At 39.0% G+C, this 21,222-nt stretch carries 22 protein-coding genes; 17 read left to right on the top strand and 5 right to left on the bottom strand.

From position 1 onward, the window contains the following. The 3 genes from ODQ17_RS16420 to ODQ17_RS16410 form a co-directional block, all read left to right on the top strand. A partial coding sequence (locus ODQ17_RS16420; RefSeq protein WP_322904997.1) for a DUF2345 domain-containing protein occupies positions 1–1,025 on the top strand: 1,025 nt, incomplete at its 5' end. Continuing rightward, on the top strand, positions 1,015–1,752 hold the full coding sequence (locus ODQ17_RS16415) for a hypothetical protein (RefSeq protein ID WP_144735318.1): 738 nt from the start codon (positions 1,015–1,017) through the stop codon (positions 1,750–1,752). The genes ODQ17_RS16420 and ODQ17_RS16415, both read left to right, overlap by 11 nt. A 6-nt stretch (positions 1,753–1,758) precedes the next feature. After that, on the top strand, positions 1,759–2,220 hold the full coding sequence (locus ODQ17_RS16410; RefSeq protein ID WP_322904996.1) for a hypothetical protein: 462 nt from the start codon (positions 1,759–1,761) through the stop codon (positions 2,218–2,220). A 61-nt stretch (positions 2,221–2,281) separates the two neighbouring features. Here ODQ17_RS16410 and ODQ17_RS16405 read toward each other — a convergent pair whose 3' ends face one another. The 3 genes from ODQ17_RS16405 to ODQ17_RS16395 all read right to left on the bottom strand — a co-directional run bounded on the left by ODQ17_RS16405 (position 2,282) and on the right by ODQ17_RS16395 (position 4,762). After that, positions 2,282–3,349, bottom strand: a complete 1,068-nt coding sequence (locus tag ODQ17_RS16405; protein WP_322904995.1) for a zinc-binding alcohol dehydrogenase family protein — start codon at positions 3,347–3,349, stop codon at positions 2,282–2,284. A 4-nt stretch (positions 3,350–3,353) separates the two neighbouring features. Further along, a complete protein-coding gene (locus ODQ17_RS16400; protein ID WP_199988284.1) occupies positions 3,354–3,971 on the bottom strand; it encodes an FMN-dependent NADH-azoreductase in 618 nt (205 codons plus the stop codon). An 89-nt stretch (positions 3,972–4,060) separates the two neighbouring features. Beyond that, the gene (locus ODQ17_RS16395) at positions 4,061–4,762 is read right to left on the bottom strand and encodes an SDR family NAD(P)-dependent oxidoreductase (RefSeq protein WP_016139631.1); all 702 of its coding nucleotides are present in this window, start codon (positions 4,760–4,762) and stop codon (positions 4,061–4,063) included. Positions 4,763–4,844: 82 nt separating this feature from the next. Here ODQ17_RS16395 and ODQ17_RS16390 point away from each other — a divergent pair, with 82 nt between their 5' ends. From ODQ17_RS16390 to ODQ17_RS16355, 8 genes are all read left to right on the top strand, one after another. Continuing rightward, complete coding sequence (locus tag ODQ17_RS16390) at positions 4,845–5,435, top strand: TetR family transcriptional regulator (protein WP_016139630.1); 591 nt, start codon at positions 4,845–4,847, stop codon at positions 5,433–5,435. 127 nt (positions 5,436–5,562) lie between these two features. Next, positions 5,563–6,147, top strand: a complete 585-nt coding sequence (locus tag ODQ17_RS16385) for a TetR/AcrR family transcriptional regulator (RefSeq protein ID WP_322904994.1) — start codon at positions 5,563–5,565, stop codon at positions 6,145–6,147. 197 nt (positions 6,148–6,344) lie between these two features. After that, positions 6,345–7,544: an MFS transporter gene (locus tag ODQ17_RS16380; RefSeq protein WP_322904993.1), complete on the top strand. Its 1,200-nt coding sequence runs from the start codon at positions 6,345–6,347 to the stop codon at positions 7,542–7,544. Between the two features lie 487 nt (positions 7,545–8,031). Continuing rightward, a complete protein-coding gene (locus ODQ17_RS16375) occupies positions 8,032–8,535 on the top strand; it encodes a DUF2867 domain-containing protein (protein ID WP_322904992.1) in 504 nt (167 codons plus the stop codon). 80 nt (positions 8,536–8,615) lie between these two features. Further along, positions 8,616–9,317, top strand: coding sequence for a DUF1003 domain-containing protein (locus ODQ17_RS16370; RefSeq protein WP_322904991.1), 702 nt, complete (start codon positions 8,616–8,618; stop codon positions 9,315–9,317). A 111-nt stretch (positions 9,318–9,428) separates the two neighbouring features. Then, positions 9,429–10,094 (top strand): RluA family pseudouridine synthase, encoded by a 666-nt coding sequence (locus tag ODQ17_RS16365; RefSeq protein WP_322904990.1) that lies wholly within the window; start codon positions 9,429–9,431, stop codon positions 10,092–10,094. Positions 10,095–10,222: 128 nt separating this feature from the next. Next, positions 10,223–10,603 carry a ribonuclease E inhibitor RraB gene (locus ODQ17_RS16360; protein ID WP_004795383.1) on the top strand — a complete coding sequence of 127 codons (381 nt, stop codon included), beginning with the start codon at positions 10,223–10,225 and terminating at the stop codon, positions 10,601–10,603. 28 nt (positions 10,604–10,631) lie between these two features. Next, complete coding sequence (locus ODQ17_RS16355; RefSeq protein WP_049838218.1) at positions 10,632–11,009, top strand: nuclear transport factor 2 family protein; 378 nt, start codon at positions 10,632–10,634, stop codon at positions 11,007–11,009. 43 nt (positions 11,010–11,052) lie between these two features. Here ODQ17_RS16355 and ODQ17_RS16350 read toward each other — a convergent pair whose 3' ends face one another. Beyond that, positions 11,053–13,152, bottom strand: coding sequence for a TonB-dependent receptor (locus ODQ17_RS16350; RefSeq protein ID WP_322904989.1), 2,100 nt, complete (start codon positions 13,150–13,152; stop codon positions 11,053–11,055). Between the two features lie 74 nt (positions 13,153–13,226). On the opposite strand from ODQ17_RS16350, the gene ODQ17_RS16345 reads away from it, so the two are divergent. Further along, the gene (locus tag ODQ17_RS16345; protein WP_322904988.1) at positions 13,227–14,372 is read left to right on the top strand and encodes a DUF1624 domain-containing protein; all 1,146 of its coding nucleotides are present in this window, start codon (positions 13,227–13,229) and stop codon (positions 14,370–14,372) included. 40 nt (positions 14,373–14,412) lie between these two features. Here ODQ17_RS16345 and ODQ17_RS16340 read toward each other — a convergent pair whose 3' ends face one another. Then, a complete protein-coding gene (locus ODQ17_RS16340; protein WP_001247568.1) occupies positions 14,413–14,880 on the bottom strand; it encodes an Lrp/AsnC ligand binding domain-containing protein in 468 nt (155 codons plus the stop codon). A 136-nt stretch (positions 14,881–15,016) separates the two neighbouring features. On the opposite strand from ODQ17_RS16340, the gene ODQ17_RS16335 reads away from it, so the two are divergent. The 5 genes from ODQ17_RS16335 to ODQ17_RS16315 all read left to right on the top strand — a co-directional run bounded on the left by ODQ17_RS16335 (position 15,017) and on the right by ODQ17_RS16315 (position 21,182). Next, on the top strand, positions 15,017–16,282 hold the full coding sequence (locus ODQ17_RS16335; RefSeq protein WP_322904987.1) for a D-amino acid dehydrogenase: 1,266 nt from the start codon (positions 15,017–15,019) through the stop codon (positions 16,280–16,282). A gap of 20 nt (positions 16,283–16,302) precedes the next feature. Next, the gene (gene alr, locus ODQ17_RS16330; protein WP_322904986.1) at positions 16,303–17,406 is read left to right on the top strand and encodes an alanine racemase; all 1,104 of its coding nucleotides are present in this window, start codon (positions 16,303–16,305) and stop codon (positions 17,404–17,406) included. 10 nt (positions 17,407–17,416) lie between these two features. Then, on the top strand, positions 17,417–17,776 hold the full coding sequence (locus ODQ17_RS16325) for a RidA family protein (RefSeq protein WP_000071347.1): 360 nt from the start codon (positions 17,417–17,419) through the stop codon (positions 17,774–17,776). Between the two features lie 161 nt (positions 17,777–17,937). Then, positions 17,938–19,377: an amino acid permease gene (locus ODQ17_RS16320; RefSeq protein ID WP_107882168.1), complete on the top strand. Its 1,440-nt coding sequence runs from the start codon at positions 17,938–17,940 to the stop codon at positions 19,375–19,377. Between the two features lie 377 nt (positions 19,378–19,754). After that, the gene (locus tag ODQ17_RS16315) at positions 19,755–21,182 is read left to right on the top strand and encodes an amino acid permease (RefSeq protein ID WP_081399393.1); all 1,428 of its coding nucleotides are present in this window, start codon (positions 19,755–19,757) and stop codon (positions 21,180–21,182) included. Positions 21,183–21,222 lie beyond the last annotated feature (40 nt).

The raw sequence follows: 21,222 nt of genomic DNA, 5'->3' as shown, positions 1-21,222 counted from the left end.
AAAGTAGCCATGCAGCAAGCCAGCTCAACTTGGGTAACTTAAGCCATCCAAAAGATAAGGCGGAAAGTGATGGTCGTGGTGAAGGCTTCGAACTCAGAACAGACCAATGGGGAGCGGTAAGAGCTGGTAGTGGCTTACTCGTTAGCACTCATAAGCAGGATCAAGCTCAAGGCGTACACCTTGATGCAAATGAGGCCAAACAACAAATAGAAGGCGGCCTTAGCAATGCCAAGGCACTCAGTGAAGTAGCTAAAAATCAGCAAACTGACCCGTTAGAAAATTTAGAAAACCTAAAGTCGTTTATTGAAAAACTTGAGCAGCAAGACAATGCAAAAGCCAAATCGTTTAAAGAAGCGATTATGCTGCTAGCGAGCCCAAATAGCATCGCGCTGAGCAGTAATGAAGACATTCACCTCAGTGCAGATGGGCAGCTAAATCAAACTGCTGGAGACAGCATTAATCTGTCTACTCAAAAGAACTTGATTGCACATGCTCAAAATAAAATTAGCCTTTTTGCGGCTCAAGAAGGGGCGAGACTCTATGCAGGCAAAGGTAAAGTCGAGATACAAGCGCAAGGTGATGGAGCCGATTTAATTGCCCGTAAAGCTGTTCAGGTGATTTCGACCGAAGACAAAATCGAAGCGACCGCAGCCAAAGAAATTGTACTCACCGCAGGTGGCTCTCAGGTCAAAATTACCGGTTCGGGTATTTTTATGACTACAGGCGGTAAGTTTGAGGTGAAGGCTGGGCAACATGTGTTTATGGGGGGCGGGAGTGCGAATTCTAATGTTCCTGCGTTGCCAGATTTACGAATGAAAACTGAGCATCGTAATTTCCAAGCTATAGATTCATCTAAGAATGAACCATTAGAAGGAATACCTTATTCAATTTTGAATAAAAGAACGGGAATAAAATCTTATGGTTTTACTAATGAGAAAGGAATGACGAAAACCATAAAATCAGCTGAAAATGATGAATTAGTTGTTAATTGGTTCGAACAGGAAGATAGGGTAAATGGCGAATAATTCAACAACAAGTACTACAACGAATACAGCTAATCCACCGACCCAGAAAGTTCCTTTGAAACCAGAAGCTGAGTTACATCTATTAGTAGGGAGTGCTTATGGAGAAGGAGATAAAGAGTCGCCCTATGGCCATACTGCTGTTTATATTAAGTTGAAAGGTAAGGATTACATCTATGATTTTGGTAGATATGGAAAAACGAAACCTGAAAGCTTTGGTATTTTTACTTTAGAGGGGGCTAATAGTCCCCGCGGAGAAGGAATATTAAGGATTTGGAGTAGCTTTGACGCTTATATTGCTGATGAAAACAGCCAAGGGGTAGGAACTTCAAAAACTAGGACAACTCATGCCTATGGTTATAGAATTTTTGATAGTCAGGCTATGTTGGTATTAAATTATTATAATAATTTATTGAAAACAGCCACATTAAGACGAAATGAAAAATACTATAAAAGTTATGCTTTATCTCAGGACTATTTTGCTTTGGCCCCTAATTGCACTACTCAAAGTTTAGAGGCAACGAAAAAAGCAATTCCAAGTATGGCGAAATCAGGCAATATGTTTGTAAATGCTGAGAAAGTACTATCTACTACAGTAAAGCTAGCATTTAAAGCAAGTAAATATGAAATGCCAAAATACCTATTTTTACCCGATAATTTAAATGATTATTTAATGAAGTCTCCTGATGTAAAAGTAGATATTAAAAATACATATCATCTTAAAAAGTAGGGATATATGAAAAAAAATCTGGTAATAATCATATTAGGAATTTTGTTTTTAGTTCAATTAGTTTTAAATTTTTATCTGTGGAGCTCTAGAGAAATGCCTAAGATACATATTTTAGAGAGGCCTCTAAAAATTTCTTCAAATGGTGATAATTATTCAGAATATACAATCCTTCCAGCAGGGACTGTTTTATATGATGATAGTGATTCTTTAAATAGAAGAGTTATGGTTTATTTCAACTTGCAAGGTGTTGATTTTAAGTTTGAAGAACAAGATCCAGAAATATCTAAACAACCAAGTGAAGTACGCTCTATTAGAAGCACAGAGCTAAGTGATATTTTAAAAACTATTCCTTTAACTAAGAAAGATATTTATTTAATCATTAAATATGATGACAGTATAAATGACTCTGTACGCTCTATTTTATTTAAAAAATACAAAATTGATCCTTCAGAGTATGAAAATAATTAAAAAATTATAAATTTTAAAAAAGTAGAAGAAGCGTAATTAATTACGCTTCTTCTATGTTGGTTTAACTTTGCTTTTCATTAACCACTACAATTTTGCCAATTGTCTTATTAGATTCAACCAACTGATGTGCTTGCTTAATTTTTTCAGGGTTGATAGGGTGTAGAGATGTAAGCCTTGGTGAAATAATAATATTTTGATCAATTAGCTTTGCAATATGACCTAAAATTTCAGATTGTTTTGCCATATCTGTAGTTTGAAAACTAGAGTGTGTAAACATAAGTTCCCAATGGAATGACAGGCTTTTTTTCATCAATAGATTGAAATCTTGCAAATGAGAAAAAGGCACAATATTACAAATTTTTCCAAATGGCTTAGTAATACTTGGCAGAATATTAAAATATGAATCTGGTGAGTTACAGATCAAGACATAGTCGACCTCAGAGTAACCCAATTTGGCTAATTGAGTTGGAATGTCTTGAGTATGATCTACGATATGATCGGCACCTAATTTTCGACACCAATTACTCGTTTCTTGCCGTGAAGCTGTAGCGATAACTGTTAACTGTGGTACAAGTTTAGCAAGTTGAATTGCCATTGAGCCTACACCACCAGCACCTCCAATCACTAATAAAGATCTTGATTTATTAGTATTTTGAAGCTGGTTGTTTGAATGAGCAGAGCTAATCTGAAGTGATAGTCTTTCAGCTAATGCTTCCCATGCAGTTAATGATACTAAGGGAAGAGCTGCCGCATCTTCTATAGAAATAGTGGTAGGCGCATGAGCAATTAATCTTGAGTCAATTGCATGATAAGTACAATTACCTCCGGAACGGCTAATATCACCTGCATAATAGACTGTATCTCCAATTTTAAATTTTTCAGAAACATGTGAACCCATTTCAGTAATAGTTCCAACAACATCCCATCCTAAAACTGTAGTTTGCTTATCTTTAGTTTTTCTACGTCGCGCACGCGTATCGGCAGGGTTAATTGAAATTGCTTGAACTTTAACAATAACATTGTGAGGCAGTGCTTCTGGGTAAGGAATTTGAACATCCATAAACGAATCTGGATGCTCAAGTTCTAATGGCTCACAAATAGCAACCGCATAATTTATTTTGCTATCCATAGTCTTATGCGATCAGTTTCTCGACATCACTCATCACATCTTGCTTTGTTTTCTCATAGTCAGTATTCACTACTGTAGGTGAAATATGGATATTCTCAATATCACTTACACCAATAAACTTTAACCAGTCATTAAGATAAGGCGTTGCAAAGTCAGAACCGAAATTATTAGAAATACCTTGGTAATACACACCACTAGCAATCACTACATATGCTTTTTTATTATTTAACAAGCCTGCGTAACCAGTAGATGGGTCAAAACCAAAAGCCCAACCTGGCTGAGTTACGACATCAATAAACTGTTTTAAGATGTAAGGAATGTTATTGTTCCAAAGAGGTACGTTAAATACATAGATATCGGCAGATGCAAAGCGGTCATACACCTCTTTAATTTTTGTCCATGCTTCTTTTTCTTTAGAGTTTGAATCTTGTCCTGTAAATAATGCCATTTTGGCACCCACAGCATTTTTATCGAACGCAGGCAGATCATCTTCAAAAAGATTAAATTCATCAACAACCAAATCAGCGTGCTTTATTTTAAGCTGAGTAATTACTTGTTCAGCAATAAGTAAAGACTGACTATTCTCACCACGAGTTGATGAGTTGATATGAAGGACTTTCATAGTTTTCTCTATATTAGAAATATTTTAATACATTGTTATTTAATAAATAATTTTAAATTCATTAAATAAATTTTTCATCAGGAATTGTTTTAGGCAGCTTGAATTGCTTCACCACAAAGAGAGACAGTTTCTTGTTTATGTTGATGTAAGTACCAGAACTGCTCCGCAATCGTTTCTGGATGTACCGTGTAGCTTTTATCTTGTGCGCCAGGTGTTCCATCAACAAAGCCATTCACAATGACTTGGCTCACGTAAACATTTGAGTCAGCGAGACTATGAGCAAGTAAGTTGGTGGTTTTATATTGAGCGGCGGCAGCAATTGCTAAAGATGAATATTCTTTAGCAACCAAATCTATTCCCACTGCATCGAACGCAAAAATTCCATTGGTTGATAAAATACTACCGTTATTCTTCTCTAAATCACGTAGGCAAGCTTGTACCGTAGCAATATAGCTTGAAACACGAATATGGAAGCTTTGGGTGAGGTCTAGCGGATTGGTTTCTAAGATGTTGCCTTCAATATCATGGAAAGCGTTCCAATGAATATTTTTAATCTCTCCGAATTGGTCTTTAATACGTTTTACGAGATTTGGTATGTCTTCCAGAACTGCTAAATCACATGTAAAAGCATAAGCTTCTATACCTTGTGTTTTAAGTTCTAGAATGGCTTTCTCGAGTTTTTCAGCATTTCTTGCCACTAACCCGATTTTATAGCCTTCTTTACCAAACTTATGTGCTACGGCTTTGGAAATACCTGTTCCATAGCCAAAAATTATAATATTGTTGTTCATTATAAAGTTCCAAAAAAACCAACTATTTGGTTGGAAATATTTTATAATATGTTTTAATAATATATGCAAGTGAAAAATAATTATGTCGTGGGATACTGAAGGAACAAAACAAAAAATTTTGAAAGCTGCAATTAGTGAGTTTGCTTTGCATGGTCCAGATGGCACCACTGTTGATAAAATTGCAAAAATTGCAGGTGTTAACAAAGAGCGTATTTATAATTATTTCGGGGCTAAAAGAGATTTATTTGCGGTCGTTTTAAGTAATGAATTAATTAAAGTTGCTCAGTCTGTACCTCTTAAATCTTTTGAAGAAGAAGATATTGCTGAATATGCTGGGCGTGTATATGACTATCATTGTGTACACCCTGAACTGAGTCGTTTATTGCTTTGGGAAGGGTTGATTTACTCTTCACAAGAAGTACCAAATGAAAACATCCGCTGCGAAAATTATAACTGTAAAATTGAAGCAATTAAAAAAGAACAAGATGAAGGAAGGGTAACCGATGAAATTGAAGCAAGCTATTTAACCTTCCTGATTTTAGCACTTGCAAATAGCTGGTTTATGTTGCCTCAAGTTGCCAGAATGTTTACCCCAGTCGAAGATATTGATAATCCTCATGAAAAGCGTAGAGCAATGATTATAGAATCGGCTAAACGGTTGCTAGTGAAGTAGTTTTTATAATTAATATTGATCTTAAGTCAGAACATTCTAAATAAATCACCTAAATTAATTTTTAATTTGACTTCTCTATCTTCCTATCATAAATTAATTGGAACGATCATTCCTATTAAGTGTATGTATGCGTACAAAAGAATTTGAAACTGATGAAATTGCTGATGCTGCAATGCAGGTTTTTTGGCGTCATGGTTATGCTGCTACTTCAGTTCAAGACTTGGTCGACGGTACGGGACTATCTAGAAGTAGCCTTTACAGCACCTTTCAAAACAAACAAGGGCTTTATCAACAAGCATTACAACGCTATGAACTTTTAACTACACTAAATAATGTGAAGCTATTGTCTGGTTCAGGTTCAGCTAAGGCACTCATTCGGCAATTACTTCTTAATATTGTTGAAGATGAGCTAAGTGATCCGGAACATAAAGGATGTCTCGTTGCAAATGCATGTTTAGAACTGGCTGGCCATGACGAAGATGTCGCTAACTTTGTTGTAAGTAACCTACAGAAAATACAATATGCTTTAGAGAGTTTGTTAATTAAAGCTCAACAGTCTGGTGAAATTTCTTCTACCCAAAAACCACGCGCGTTAGCGAGTTTTTTTGTAAATACTATCCAAGGATTACGTGTTTTGGGAAAAGGCAGCCCGCTTGAACAAAGAAAGCAATGTTTAATGGATGTGGTCGAGGTTGCTTTAAACGTTTTATAAAATTCATTTAAACCTTAACTATTGTTGAGCTGAATAGTTAAGGTTTTTATTTAACTTAAATTGGAACGATCATTCCTAAATAATGATTTTAGTTCACATGGAGAACAAATGTCTTCCCATCCTAACCTTATAAAACAAGCTTATAGCGATACAGAGCAGAGTAAGTACGCTTTAAAAGAATTTGAGAGTAAAGCTTTATGAATATTAAGAGTAATGAAACATCTCATCAGGTAACTGATGAGTTCTCTACTCAATTACCAATTTGGAAACTATTGGCTTTTACAGTTGCAGGTTTTCTGACCATCATGACAGAAACCATGCCAGCAGGACTTTTGCCTCAAATCAGTCAAGGCTTACATATTTCAGAAGCTTATGCGGGGCAGCTTATAGCCGTGTATGCATTAGGTTCTGTTTTAGCGGCAATACCTCTTATTAGCCTTACCCGTAGTTGGAATCGGAGACCTTTATTACTCAGTGCTATTGCAGGGTTACTTTTATTTAATGCGATTACTGCCTTATCAAATGATTATATTCTGACTTTGATTGCTCGCTTTATTGCAGGGATGGCAGCGGGTGTTATTTGGGGGCTTTTAGCAGGTTATGTAAGACGCATGGTGGCAGCATCGTATCAAGGACGAGCTTTAGCAATTGCTGGGGTTGGCCAGCCTATTGCTTTATCAATTGGTGTTCCTTTGGGTGCATGGTTGGGAACGTTGTTTGAATGGCGTGGCGTATTTTGGATTATGTCTTTATTGGCATTGATTTTATTTGTCTGGATTCGTTTTAGTATCCCTGATTTTGCGGGGCAGGCAGCACAAAAAAGAGTGCCCATTTTAAAAGTTCTTTTAATGCCGGGCATCAGAGCTATTTTAGCAGTTGTCTTCCTTTGGATATTGGCTCATAGCATTCTTTATACTTATATTTCACCATTTTTGGCCTCAACAGGGCAGCCATACAACGTTGAGACTATCCTGTTTATATTCGGCATTTCTTCAATTGTAGGCATTCTCATTACAGGGATGTTCATCGACCGTTCATTAAGAAAAATAACGCTTTTGAGCTTATTTATCTTTGCAATTGCGACCGCACTCTTGGGTGTTTATAGCTCTTCAAGTTTTGTCGTACTGGTGGGTGTTGTGTTATGGGGAGTAACTTTTGGTGGTGCTCCAACACTATTACAAACAGCTCTGGCAAATACCGCGGGTCACGAAGCAGATGTGGCGCAGTCTATGTTGGTCACGGTATTTAACCTTGCTATAGCTTCTGGTGGAATGGTTGGTGGTGGATTACTTGAAAGTTTTGGGGCAGCCTATTTTCCATGGTTTATGCTGGTTTTTGCCCTGATCGCGCTATGTACTGTTTACCATGCACGTAAACATGGTTTTATTTCTTCATAAAAGATTTTTGCCCTTCATAGTTAAAAAGTGAAGGGTGATTTACTTTTTATAATTTGATGTACTGTCACTCAAAATAGTTAATGAATTGGTAAAATAAACCGAAAAAAACAAATAAAGTGGAATTTAAATTTAACTAATTATTATGAAATGGAAATATATTCTTTTTAATTTGAATTTTTGCGTAAAAATTACCAAAAATATTTAAAATTAGCTGTTCTTAGAAAAACAATCCCACAGGGTGCTGGCTAAACTATATCTCAAGGGTGTGATAGGGATCGAAAAGAGTAGCATGCACCAAAACGTATAACGTTAGTGTGTACTCACCCAAAAGGTCTCGATTCGGCTTAGGACGCTATAGATCAAAAGTTTATAGGCATAAGGTTCTAACTTACAAAGTTATAATTGTTGAAGTAAACCATATACGGTTTCCCTTGACACCCTAAAAAATTCTCTATAATAAAAACGATACTTTACAAGAATATAATTCATGAATAAGCCTTATCTTTCTGCCTTGCCGCATGACAGCCAAATCTCATCTCAATTGAACAATGCTTACTTCCACGACTCATGGAGTATTGTGCTTGGTCAGCCTGACCTGAATGTATTTGAGCAGCTTATTAAACTGTTCCATCACACCCCGCAGTGGATAGAGTGGAGCATGAATGTGCGTAATAAAATTACTTCAAAGATTGGGCTTAAAGATTTAGGAAGTTTTAAGCAGATTGATTCGAATAAAAAAGAAAATGAATATATTGCAGGTGACCGAATTGGAATTTTTACCTTGTTACAACGTACCGAAAATGAGTTAGTCATTGGAGATGATGATAAGCATTTGAATGTGACTTTATCTATTTATAAAAATGAAGATACCCAAGTGCTTACAGTGACTACAGTGGTACATATTAAAAATCTACTTGGGCGATTGTACATGATACCTGTAATTCCTGCTCATCGAAAAATAGTACCAGCGACTTTACAGATATTAGGTTAGAGTACTATTTTTATTTACGATGCGATCAGCAAAAATCGTTTATATACTAATCTTATTATCATAATAACGAGCTGAATAATATGGAAAATAAAAACCATTGTCGCCAATGCGCCGTTTGTGGAAAGAGTTTTCCCTTAAAAGATCTTGTGTCTGGTGAAGTCATTCGGAATGTCATCAGTGATGAAATTATAAAAGATCATCCAAACTGGACTTACTCAAGCTTTATTTGTCGAGCAGATCTGGCAGATTATCGAATTAAATATGTTCAGTCGCTATTACGCTCGGAGAAAGGCGAATTATCTAATTTAGAAAATGAAGTGATTGGCAGTATGCAACGCCATGAGCTGATTAGCCGAAATACAGAAACAGATTTTGATCAAAAATGGACGCTTGGAGAAAAACTGGCAGATAAAATAGCCACTTTTGGGGGAAGTTGGGCGTTTTTAATTTGTTTTGCTCTATTTTTAATAGGCTGGATAATTTTAAATACAGTCGTGATGGTAGTACGTCCAGTCGATCCGTATCCTTTTATTTTGCTTAATTTAGTTCTGTCATGCTTAGCTGCAATTCAGGCACCGATTATTATGATGAGTCAAAACCGTCAAGAAGCCAAAGACCGCTTACGCTCTCAACATGATTATCAAATTAATTTAAAAGCCGAGCTTGAAATTCGTCATTTGCATGAAAAAATGGACCATCTTTTATCGCATCAATGGGAAAGGCTTGCACATATTCAAGAAATTCAGCTTGATCTTTTAGCAGAAATGAATAAAAAACGATAAAGATTTTCTGAGTTTCACGTGGAACATGAGTAGAGCGTTATAGATTATTTTGCGGTAGGTCTGAAATTTCTTTATGATCTGCCGCCATGCTCCATTGCTGTTTCTACGACCATGCCTTTAAACGACAACTTTGTTTACGCTCCACCACAAGAGCCGCTTTCAATTCTATTTGAAGATGACGATTTGATTGTGGTTGATAAACCTGCGGGTTTGTTGTCGGTGATGGGTCGTTTACCTGAGCATCATGACAGTGCTTATTTAAGGGTGCTGGAAAAGTTCCCTTTGGCTAAAGTGACGCATCGTTTAGATATGGCGACGTCGGGCCTACTCATGTTTGCTAAACACCGTGATGCAGAAGTTGCGGTAAGTAAAATGTTTCAGGCTAGAACAGTCAAAAAACATTATATTGCTTTGGTGCAAGGCCAAGTGGCAGAAGAGGGTAGCGTTGAAGTTCCGCTCATTACCGACTGGGAAAATCGCCCGAGACAAATTGTACATTTTGAACTAGGTAAACACGCTAAAACCTTGTTTCAGCCTTTGGTTTATGACGCTCAAACAGATCAAAGTCGTGTTTTACTCGAACCAGTAACAGGGCGTTCACATCAGTTACGTGTGCACATGATGCATATTGGTCATCCGATTATGGGCGACAAGTTGTATCACCCTGAACCGAAACGTTTTCATTTAAACCGAATGGCTTTACATGCTGCATATTTGGCTTTTCAGCATCCATTGCAAGGCATAGATGTAGTCATTGAATCGCAAGTGCCTTTTTAAAATTTATATACAATTAAAAATTCAATTTGGTGCAATTGGGAACGGAATATATACCCAAATTGCAATAAAAGTCGGGTATTCTTGATGTCGAATAATATTAATACTGCGACAACAACAAGGATCACTTTATGACTCGTGACTACGAACAATTTCCAGATGACGATAACGGCAATGTACTTTGGCAAATGGCTGAAGATGGGGATGATTTAACCGAGCTGCATGAAATTGAATTTTCAATTGCTTTTCAAGATCAAAAAAATGCAGAGCAATGTGCGCTTTATTTGCTTTATCAAGAACAAAAAGTTTCACTTTTCCAAGATGACTCTGTTGAGCCAAACGAGTGGGTGATTACCATCTTCGTTAACATGGAACCTGAGTATTCAGATATTGTTGATTTGGAACAATGGTTTGCCAGCATCGCTGAAAAATTTCAAGGCGAATATGATGGATGGGGCTGTATGGCCTATGTCTTCGAGGAAGGCGACGACGAAGATGACCTGTTGCAGTAAGGTCTAAAATAAAGAGTAGGAGATAATCATGAACCTATCTCAAAAACAAATTGCAGTACGGTTTTTAGAGCTTGCCGCAGCTGGCGAAGTCGATGAAGCTTATAGCAATTACACCGCACCGAACTTCAAGCATCACAACCCTTATTATGCGGGTGATGCAACTTCTTTGAGGGAAGGAATGCGTGAAAGCGCGGCTGAAACTCCAAACAAAGTCTTTGATGTTCAACATGTCATTGAAGAGGGCGATTTGGTTGCTGTGCATTCAAAACTTGAAATGCAAATGAATGGGTTAACCACCTTGGCTGTGGTCCATATTTGTCGTTTTGAAAATGGAAAAATTGCTGAGTTTTGGGATATTGGCCAAGTACAGCCCGACCCGCTCGTCAATGAAAATGGTATGTTCTAATAAAAAAGCCCGAAATAATTCGGGCTTTTTGTTTATGTATGAATTAAAACTTCCACTGTGCCGAAATTGAAGCGTTGAGTGGTTCCCCTGGTTGAACCCATAAATCACTATAGCTTGAAACATAGTAAGTTTTATCAAACAGGTTATTTACATTCAGTTGATAGCGTAAACGGTCAGATGGAGCATAGTAAGCATTTAAGTTTACGAGGGTATAGCTTGGTAAATTAAAGCCATTATCAAGATTATGTCCACTGCGTTCACCCACATAGGTAAGGTTGGCACCTACGCCTGCTTTTGTTGAGCCTTCTTGTAGAAACTCATAATTGGTGCTTACGGCACCTTGGTGTTTTGGAACATTGCTTAGACGAGCGCCTTTTGCTAAGTCTTGGTCTTTTTCAATTTGAGCATCGGTATAGCTATAATTTGCATTGACGAACCAGCGGTCAGTGATTTGACTATTTAAGTCAAACTCAATTCCTTTACTACTCACTTCGCCTGCTGCGGTTTGAAAGTTACTGTCAATTGGGTCGGTTGTCAGTACATTTCGTTTTTTCATTTTAAACAAAGCGAGACTCAGCACACTTTGGTCATTCAATTTATATTTGGTGCCGACCTCATAGCTTTCGCCTTTTTCAGGGGCAAAAGTCTGACCATTTCGGTTCATACCACTATTCATGGCAAATGAGCGGCCATAGTTGCTATAAAACGCCCATTGCTCAGAGGCTTTAAAATTTACTCCGAAACGCGGACTATTTTGGTGAAGTGTCTGATTGTTTTCGGTTTGTTTTATATGGTTTTTAAAGTCTTGCTCGACCTGATCAAAACGGTTACCAAATAGCACACTCCACTGATCATTAAAAAAGATCTGGTCTTGAATGTTGAGTGCAAAATAGCGTTGGCGCTCTTTAGTGTTGGTAAATGGAGCTAAGCTAGGTAAATATTTACCATATTCAGGTTGGTAAATATCAATAGTATTCACTGTAGTGTCAGAGTTTGAATCATGGTTCCGACGCAGTTGATATTGTTTATAGTCGAGTTGACCAAGCTCGGTTGAAAGCAAAATTTCATGGCGAGCCCATGAGGTATCAATCTTGCCAAGTAATTCTGTCTGAGCCAGTACGTCTTCACTCGTATAATCACGATAGCGACGTTGACGTTCTAAAGTACGTCCATCGGCTTGCATACGCCGAGGTTCGGTCGCAAAGCCGACCATTTTGGCATCTTTATAGCTGACAGCACTATTTAGCTTCCAGTCAGGGTTAAATTCGTGACTCAGACGTAATTGGTAAAAGTAATCTTTTATTTTCAAATCGCCGTCGTCAGGTTCACCTGTAAAGGTTTTCGGGTCCATCACAAACTGATGATTGACGGTGCTTACACCACGGTCAAAGGTTCCTTTATGCTCTGTAAATTCACTATCAAAGTCGAGTTGTGTTTGGTCTGAAATTTTCCATGTGAGCTGCGGTGAAAAGAACCAGCGTTCACTACTGACATGATCACGGAAGCTTTGATTATCTTCATGAGCTACTGCTACACGATAAGCCAGTTCATCGTTAATAGGGGCAGTGTGTTCCAGACTAATTCGATATTGTTCTTGAGTATTGGCACGTAGGTTAACTTCACTTTCGCTTTCCCACTGTGGTTTTTTACTGTTGAGGTTCAGCAAACCACCTGTTTCGCCGCGACCATATAAAGCCGCCATTGGCCCTTTTAAAAACTCTAAAGATTCAATGTTCACGACATCTTTTGGCGCACTAATCCCTCGGTTGACACTCAAACCATTACGGATCATAGAGGCGCCTAAATTGGGATCGGTACCAAAACCACGGAAAGAGTAGTTATCCCAAAAGCCGCCACCAAAACTGTTTTGATGAAAAACCCCACTCACTAAGCTTAATGCGTCATCAATCCGTTGAACGTCTTGTTGTTCCATAATTTGTTTTGAAACATAAGCACGATTAAAAGGAACGTCTAAAACATCGTGAGAAAATTTAGTCGCCGAGCTATTTTGACTCACACCTTCTTGGGTACTTTCAGCCTGAATACGTATGGTTTCAAGTACCGTTGACGTTTCTTCTGCCCAAGTGAATGTCGATATAAATGATAGACCCAACGAAGACAACAATCCTAATTTGTGTTGCATAAATAATCAGCCATGAAAGACAAAAGAAGTTTAATGTAATAATATAACGTTACATTATTTTATTGATTACCGCTATGTCTTTAGAAAAGAATATTGAACGTTTACAGTCGATTGATGCATTGCGTGGTTTGGTGATCATCATTATGTTGCTCGACCATGTAAGAGAAACTTTCTATTTACATAAACAGGTTACCGATCCAATGGACGTAACAGTAACAGAACCAGCATTATTTGGCAGTCGATTATTGGCGCATATTTGCGCTCCGGTTTTTGTACTTTTAACCGGTATTTCTGCGTTTTTATTTCAATCAAAAAAACAGGACTTACAACAAACGCGTGCCTTTCTATTAAAACGTGGCTTATTTTTAATTGTATTAGAGCTTACGCTTGTGAATTTTGCATGGACAGCGACTTTCCCACCCGAAGTCATTTATTTACAGGTGATTTGGGCGATAGGTATTAGCATGGTGGTGCTAGCTTGTTGTGTAAGTTTGCCTTTGCCAGTTCTTGCTAGTGTAGCTTTGGTCATTATTTTGGGGCACAACTTATTAGATTCTGTGCACTTCTCACAAGGCATCCTACAGAATATATGGTTCGTTTTACATGAACGTGGCTGGCTTGAGTTTGCGGGTATCAAGCTTCGTACAAGTTACCCTGTTTTACCGTGGATTGGGGTGATTTTATTAGGCTACGTTTTAGGCCAGTTCTTTAGTTCAAAATATACAGCAAAGCAAAGAAGCCGCACTTTACTCAGCCTTGGTTTAGCAAGTATTGGGTTATTTATTTTACTGCGTTTTATCAACGTCTATGGTGATCAGCCGTGGCAACATTTTGAGTCATTACAACTGAGTTTGATGAGCTTTTTTAACCTCACCAAGTATCCACCGTCTTTGTTATTTATTTTGCTGAATGTTGGAATAGGGTTGATCGTGCTGGTTGCTTTTGAACGTATGCAGCAATATTCATTTTTAAAACCATTGGTGGTATTTGGCTCGGTGCCTATGTTCTTTTACTTATTGCATTTATATGTGCTGAAACTGATGTATGTGTTTGCACTCAGTGTATGGGGAGCTAATTATGGAAATTACTTATCGGTCAGCCATGTGTGGATGTTGTGGTTAATCACAATTGTACTGTCTTTTGCACTCTACCCAGCGGTTAAGTGGTTCTCAAAGTTCAAACATCAAAATAAACATATTTCGATTTTAAAATATTTCTAATTTCTAAAATGTGAGTAAAGCGAGTTCAATAATGCTCGCTTTACTTGCTTACATCTAAATACAGAGTTTCTTTCACTTCTTCCATGACCACATAACTGTGTGACGATGCCGATGCGGGGAGTTTCTTTAATAGATCGCCTAATAAGCGGCGGTATGCGCTCATTTCTTTTAAACGCGCTTTTACAAGGTAGTCAAATTCACCTGAAATGAGGTGACATTCGAGTACTTCAGGAATCTCAACGAGGTCTCTGGCCACTTGGTCAAATACATCACCAGATTTGGCAGATAACTTAATTTCTAAAAAAACGAGCAGGTTACGGTCTACGTAGGCTGGGTTTAGACGGGCGTAATAACCCATGATAATGCCATCGCGTTCGAGACGTTTTACACGCTCTGAACAAGGGGTGGTAGAGAGGTTGACTCTCGATGCCAATTCACTAATCGCAATTCGTCCTTCGCGCTGCAAAATGTCCAGAATCATGCGATCTATACGATCTAAGGGGCGCATAGATATTTCCTCTTTTTTTAAAATTCTCGCGAGAAAAACATAAATTTACCTAGATTATACCCTAAAAAACAGTGAAATAAACTATTGAAGCAGAAATATACTAGTTAAATAAACTGGTGTGCGTGAGGGAATGGAAATGCGCGTAATTGTATTAGGTAGCGGCGTTATCGGAGTGGCAAGTGCCTATTATCTAGCTCAACAAGGAGCTGAGGTCACTGTTCTTGACCGTCAGGCAGGTCCTGCTGAAGAAACAAGCTTTGGTAATGCAGGTCAAATTTCGCCAGGGTATTCGACCCCTTGGGCAGCACCAGGAATTCCTTTTAAAGCTGTGAAGTGGATGTTCCAACATCACGCACCGCTTGCGATTAATTTAGATGGCAGCATGTGGCAGTTACAGTGGATGGCGCAAATGCTGAAAAACTGTAATCCACAAAGTTATGCTGTGAACAAAGAACGTATGATGCGTGTGGCTGAATACAGCCGTGATTGCTTACGTGAACTTAGAAAAGATACAGGCATTAATTACGAAAACCGCGCTAAAGGTACTTTGCAGTTATTCCGTAAAGAAGCGCAAATGGAAGCGGTTCAACGCGACATTAGCGTGCTACAAGAGTGCGGCGTAAGCTACGAATTATTAAATGGCAACGAACTTGGTCGTGTAGAACCAGCTTTGGCAAATGCGCAAGATAAACTCGTTGGTGGTTTACACTTACCAAATGACGAGACAGGTGACTGTTATTTATTTACCAATGCTTTAGCTCAAATTGCTAAAGAGTTAGGTGTTAACTTCCAGTTCAACCAAGACGTAGAAAAATTGATTGTTGAAGGCGATGAAATTAAGGGCGTTCAGGTCAATGGTAAGGTCTTAACCGCAGATCGTTATGTTTTAGCATTTGGTAGCTATTCACGTGATTTCTTGAAACCACTTGATCTACAGTTGCCTGTATATCCTGTGAAAGGTTATTCGTTGACGATTCCAATTGTTGACCCTGCTTTTGCTCCTCAATCTACAGTGCTTGATGAAACCTACAAAATTGCGATTACGCGTTTCGACCAACGTATTCGCGTAGGTGGTATGGCTGAGTTAAGTGGCTTTAACTTAGGTCTTAACGAAGACCGCCGTGCAACTTTGCAAATGGTTACTCAGGACTTATTCCCGGGTGGCGATATGGCACAGGCATCTTTCTGGACAGGTTTACGTCCAATGACACCAGACAGCACTCCAATTATTGGCGCGACTCGCTTTAAAAATCTGTTCTTGAATACAGGTCACGGTACTTTAGGTTGGACCATGGCATGTGGTTCTGGAAAATTAATCAGTGACATCGTATTGAATCATAAGACTGAAATCAGTACAGATGGTCTTTCAATTCAGCGTTATTCACACGCGCATGCTGCATAACGGACGTTAGGAAAGTACTCATGCCTCGTCCTATTACCGCAGTCATCCACCGTCAAGCCTTACAAAATAACTTGGCGGTGGTACGCAAGGCTATGCCAAACAGTAAGGTCTTTGCCGTTGTAAAAGCCAATGCTTATGGACACGGAATTGAACGTGTTTATGAAGCATTTAAAGCAGCAGATGGCTTTGCCTTACTTGATCTTGATGAAGCAAAACGCATTCGTGCTCTAGGTTGGACAGGTCCAATTTTGTTGCTCGAAGGGATTTTCTCTCCTCAAGATTTATTTGATTGTGTGCAGTATCAACTTAGTTTCACCATTCATAGTGAAGCGCAAATCGAGTGGGTAGAAAAGCATCCTTATCCAGCTCAATTTGATGTTTGTCTAAAAATGAACAGTGGTATGAACCGCCTTGGTTTTAAACCACAGCACTATGTTCAGGCATGGAAACGTTTAAATAGCTTGGCAAATGTGTCCAAGATTACGCACATGATGCATTTTTCAGATGCAGATGGCGATCGTTTCGGCCAGCAAGGCATTGATTATCAAATCACTGCATTTGAAGAAATTATTAAAGATTTACCGGGTGAAAGGTCGGTAAGTAATAGCGCGGCAATTCTGCGTTATCAAGACCAGCTCAAATCAGATTATGCACGTAGCGGCATCATGCTCTATGGCAGCTCGCCAGACTACCCGACGCATAGTATTGCGGACTGGGGCTTACAACCGACCATGAGCCTACGCAGTGAAATTATTTCCGTTCAGCATTTAGAGCCGAAAGAAAGCGTAGGTTATGGCTCAAACTTTGTCGCAGAGCAGCCCATAACGATTGGGATTGTCGCTTGTGGCTATGCCGATGGTTATCAGCGTATTTCACCAACAGGTACTCCGGTTTTAGTGGAATCGGTCCTTACTCGTACAATTGGCCGCGTCAGCATGGATATGTTAGCAGTCGATTTAACAGGCATTGAGAGTGCCAAAGTCGGCAGTGAAGTCGTGCTTTGGGGCCAATCAAGTACAGGCGTCGTTTTACCTATTGATGATGTCGCAGTTTCATCCGGTACGGTGGGCTATGAACTGATGTGTGCTGTCACCGCCCGTGTTCAATTTATTAATCAGGTATAAGGAAATCCGAATGTCTAATTCAGATATACAAAAGATTAACACTAACGAAGTCATGAGCGCCGTGACTGTTTTTAACAAAGTGGTTTATCTGTCAGGTCAGGTACCTAAAAATACCGAGCAAGACGTGGCAGGCCAAACTCGTGAAATTCTTGCAACGATTGATGAACTTTTGGCATTAGCCAATACCGACAAATCTCGCTTGCTCTCTGCACAGCTCTATTTGAAAAATCTTTCTGACTTTTCAACCGTAAATGCAATTTGGGTTGACTGGTTAAAAGGGTGTGTTGCTCCATCGCGTGCCACAATTCAGGCCGATTTGGTCAATCCAGATTGGTTAATTGAAATTGCCGTGACGGCAGCACAAAAGTAATTCGTTTTTACTCCGAAAATGATGATGTATCTAACAGAAGGAAGATAGATACGGTTTAACCAGTCATTTTTGGTGAACAGATTCAGTGACTTATGGTATACGGTTCGATTTTCGCCATAGGTTGCTGATCTTAACAAAGGAATTCAAAAAGGAATTTTAATATGACAACGGCTCGTCATTCAGATACGGAAAATTCTCCTGATCATCTGCAACGAAAACTGTCTAACCGTCATTTACAACTGATTGCAATTGGCGGTGCAATTGGAACTGGCCTATTTATGGGTTCGGGCAAAACCATCTCCCTCGCAGGTCCTTCAATTCTTTTAATCTATATGATTATTGGAGGAATGTTCTTTTTCTTAATGCGTGCAATGGGCGAGTTGCTCCTTGCAAATCTGCATTACAAATCTTTTGTTGATATGGCTCATGACTTGATTGGTCCTTGGGCCGGTTATTATTTGGGCTGGACCTATTGGTTAGGTTGGGTGCTGGTGGGTATTGCGGACCTTTCAGCGGTCATTAACTATTTGAGCTTCTGGCTCCCCGATGGCACGAGCTTTTCACCAACGCAACAAGCCATGATTAGTGCAGGTTGTGTGATGTTTGTCATGGGCCTTAACCTACTGACTGTACGCCTATTTGGTGAAATTGAATTTTGGTTTGCACTCATTAAGATTTTAGCCATTATTGGCCTGATCGGAGTGGGTGGCTATATGATTTTCAGTCATTTCCAAGCTCCGCAAGGCGCTGTTGCAAGCATTAGCAATGTTTGGTCACATGGCGGTTTATTCCCGAAAGGTACAGAAGGCTTCTTGGCAGGATTCCAGATTGCCGTGTTTGCTTTTGTCGGGGTTGAACTGGTTGGTACAACAGCTGCTGAAACCAAAGATCCCGAGAAGAATTTACCGAAAGCAATTAACGCGATTCCGGTACGTATTATTTTGTTCTATGTACTAGCACTCTTTATTGTGATGTCAGTAACCCCGTGGGATCACATTCGTGCAGACAAAAGTCCGTTTGTTGAGTTGTTCTTAAATGCTGGTATTCCTGTTTCAGCTATCATCATGAACTTGGTGGTACTGTCTTCGGTGATGTCTTCAATGAATAGCGGTGTATTTTCAACCAGCCGTATGCTGTTCGGTTTATCAAAAGACGGTCAGGCACCAGGTGCGTTTGGACGTTTGTCAAAACGTGCAGTACCTTCAAATGGTTTGATTTTCTCATGTATTTTCATTATGGGCGGGGCAGTGCTTCAGTACTTTGTTCCAAACACGATGGAAGCATTTACTTTGGCAAGTTCACTTTGTGTGATTCTATTCATTAGTGTCTGGAGTCTCATCATGGTGTGCTATTTACGCTATCGTAAATTACGTCCTGAATTACATGAAAAATCTACTTTTAAAATGCCGGGTGGCATTTGGATGAGTTATATCGTTTTGGCATTTATGCTTTTCACTTTAGTGATTTTGGCACTTGAGCCAGATACATTGAAAGCACTCTATGTTAGTCCTGTATGGTTAGTTATCTTAGGCGTTACCTATCATGTGCTCTATAAACCACGTATGAAAAAACTAGGACGCGAACTCGTCAACGATCATTAAGTTTTATTAAAAGCCAATCAAACATGATTGGCTTTTTTTATTTTCTTTCGATTTTTTATCGGAATAATGTTGTTTATTTTTAACTCAATAGAGCAGTTTAGAGGGGGGCGTAAAAGCGACATCTAGCATTATCACATGCTACACTCCGGCTAATCTGGAGAATCCAGATATGTTAATTAAAATTGCCGTGAAGGCAGTACATAAATAATGTGACTTAAAAAAACAGGACAAACGATTTATCAATTAAGGAAAAAATATACTTGAACATCTTGTCCTGAGGTATAGACTCAGCAACCCACGATATACGGTTCGTTTTTCTCCCTATAGGTTGCTGATTTTAAGTTAAGCAAAATATAAAAAGGACTTCTAATATGACAATGGTTCATCATCCAGATGAGGCAGGCTCCCCTGATCATTTACAACGGAAATTAAATAATCGCCATCTACAAATGATTGCAATTGGCGGTGCAATTGGAACCGGTCTATTTATGGGCTCGGGCAAAACCATCTCCCTCGCTGGTCCTTCAATTCTCGTGATTTACATGTTAATTGGTGGCATGTTTTTTTTCTTAATGCGTGCATTAGGTGAATTACTACTCGCTAATTTGCATTACAAGTCATTTGTCGATATGGCATATGATTTGATTGGCCCATGGGCTGGTTATTATATAGGTTGGACCTATTGGTTAGGCTGGGTACTGGTCGGTATTGCAGATTTATCTGCGGTCATTAACTATTTAAGTTTCTGGCTGCCCGAAGGCGCCAGTTTCTCACCAACACAACAAGCCATGATTAGTGCAGGCTGTGTACTATTCATTTTAGGGCTTAACCTTCTTACGGTGAAGTTGTTTGGTGAAGTTGAATTCTGGTTCGCACTCATTAAGATTTTAGCCATTATTGGCCTGATTGGAGTCGGTGGTTACATGATCCTCACTCATTTTCAAGCTCCGCATGGTGAGGTTGTGAGTGTAAGTAATGTGTGGTCGCATGGCGGTATATTTCCAAAAGGCGTAAGCGGATTTTTGGCAGGTTTCCAGATTGCCGTGTTTGCCTTTATTGGCGTCGAATTGATTGGTACAACAGCCGCTGAAACGAAAGATCCAGAGAAAAATCTACCGAAGGCAATTAACGCGATTCCAGTACGTATTATTCTATTCTATGTGTTGGCACTTTTTGTAGTGATGTCAGTGACTCCTTGGGATCACATTCGTGCAGATAAAAGTCCGTTTGTTGAGTTGTTCTTAAATGCGGGTATTCCTGTTTCAGCCATCATCATGAACTTGGTCGTACTGTCTTCAGTGATGTCTTCAATGAACAGCGGTGTGTTTTCAACCAGTCGTATGCTGTTCGGTTTATCGAAAGATGGTCAGGCGCCAAGTGCCTTGGGGCGTTTATCAAAACGTGCCGTACCTTCAAATGGTTTAATCTTCTCGTGTATTTTCATTATGGGTGGGGCAGTGCTTCAGTACTTTGTTCCAAACACCATGGAAGCATTTACTTTGGCAAGTTCACTTTGTGTGATTCTCTTTATTAGTGTATGGCTTCTGATCATGGCGTGCTATTTACGTTACCGTAAGTTGAGTCCAGAGTTACATGCTAAATCGACTTTTAAAATGCCGGGCGGGGTGTTGATGGCGTATGTTGTCATTGCATTTTTCTTGTTCACTTTAGTGATTTTGGCACTAGAGCCAGATACATTAAAAGCACTCTATGTTAGTCCATTGTGGCTAGTTGTTTTAGGCGTTAGCTATCATGTGTTTTATAAACCGCGCATGAAAAAACTAGGCCAAGAAAGTTTTGATTAATTATTACTAATTTCAAAAAAGCCAATCATCCGTGATTGGC

The sequence above is a fragment of the Acinetobacter sp. IRS14 genome (genome assembly GCF_034650275.1).
In the GTDB taxonomy this organism is placed as follows: Bacteria; Pseudomonadota; Gammaproteobacteria; order Pseudomonadales; family Moraxellaceae; genus Acinetobacter; species Acinetobacter oleivorans.
This window is presented reverse-complemented; position numbering and strand designations above follow the sequence as displayed.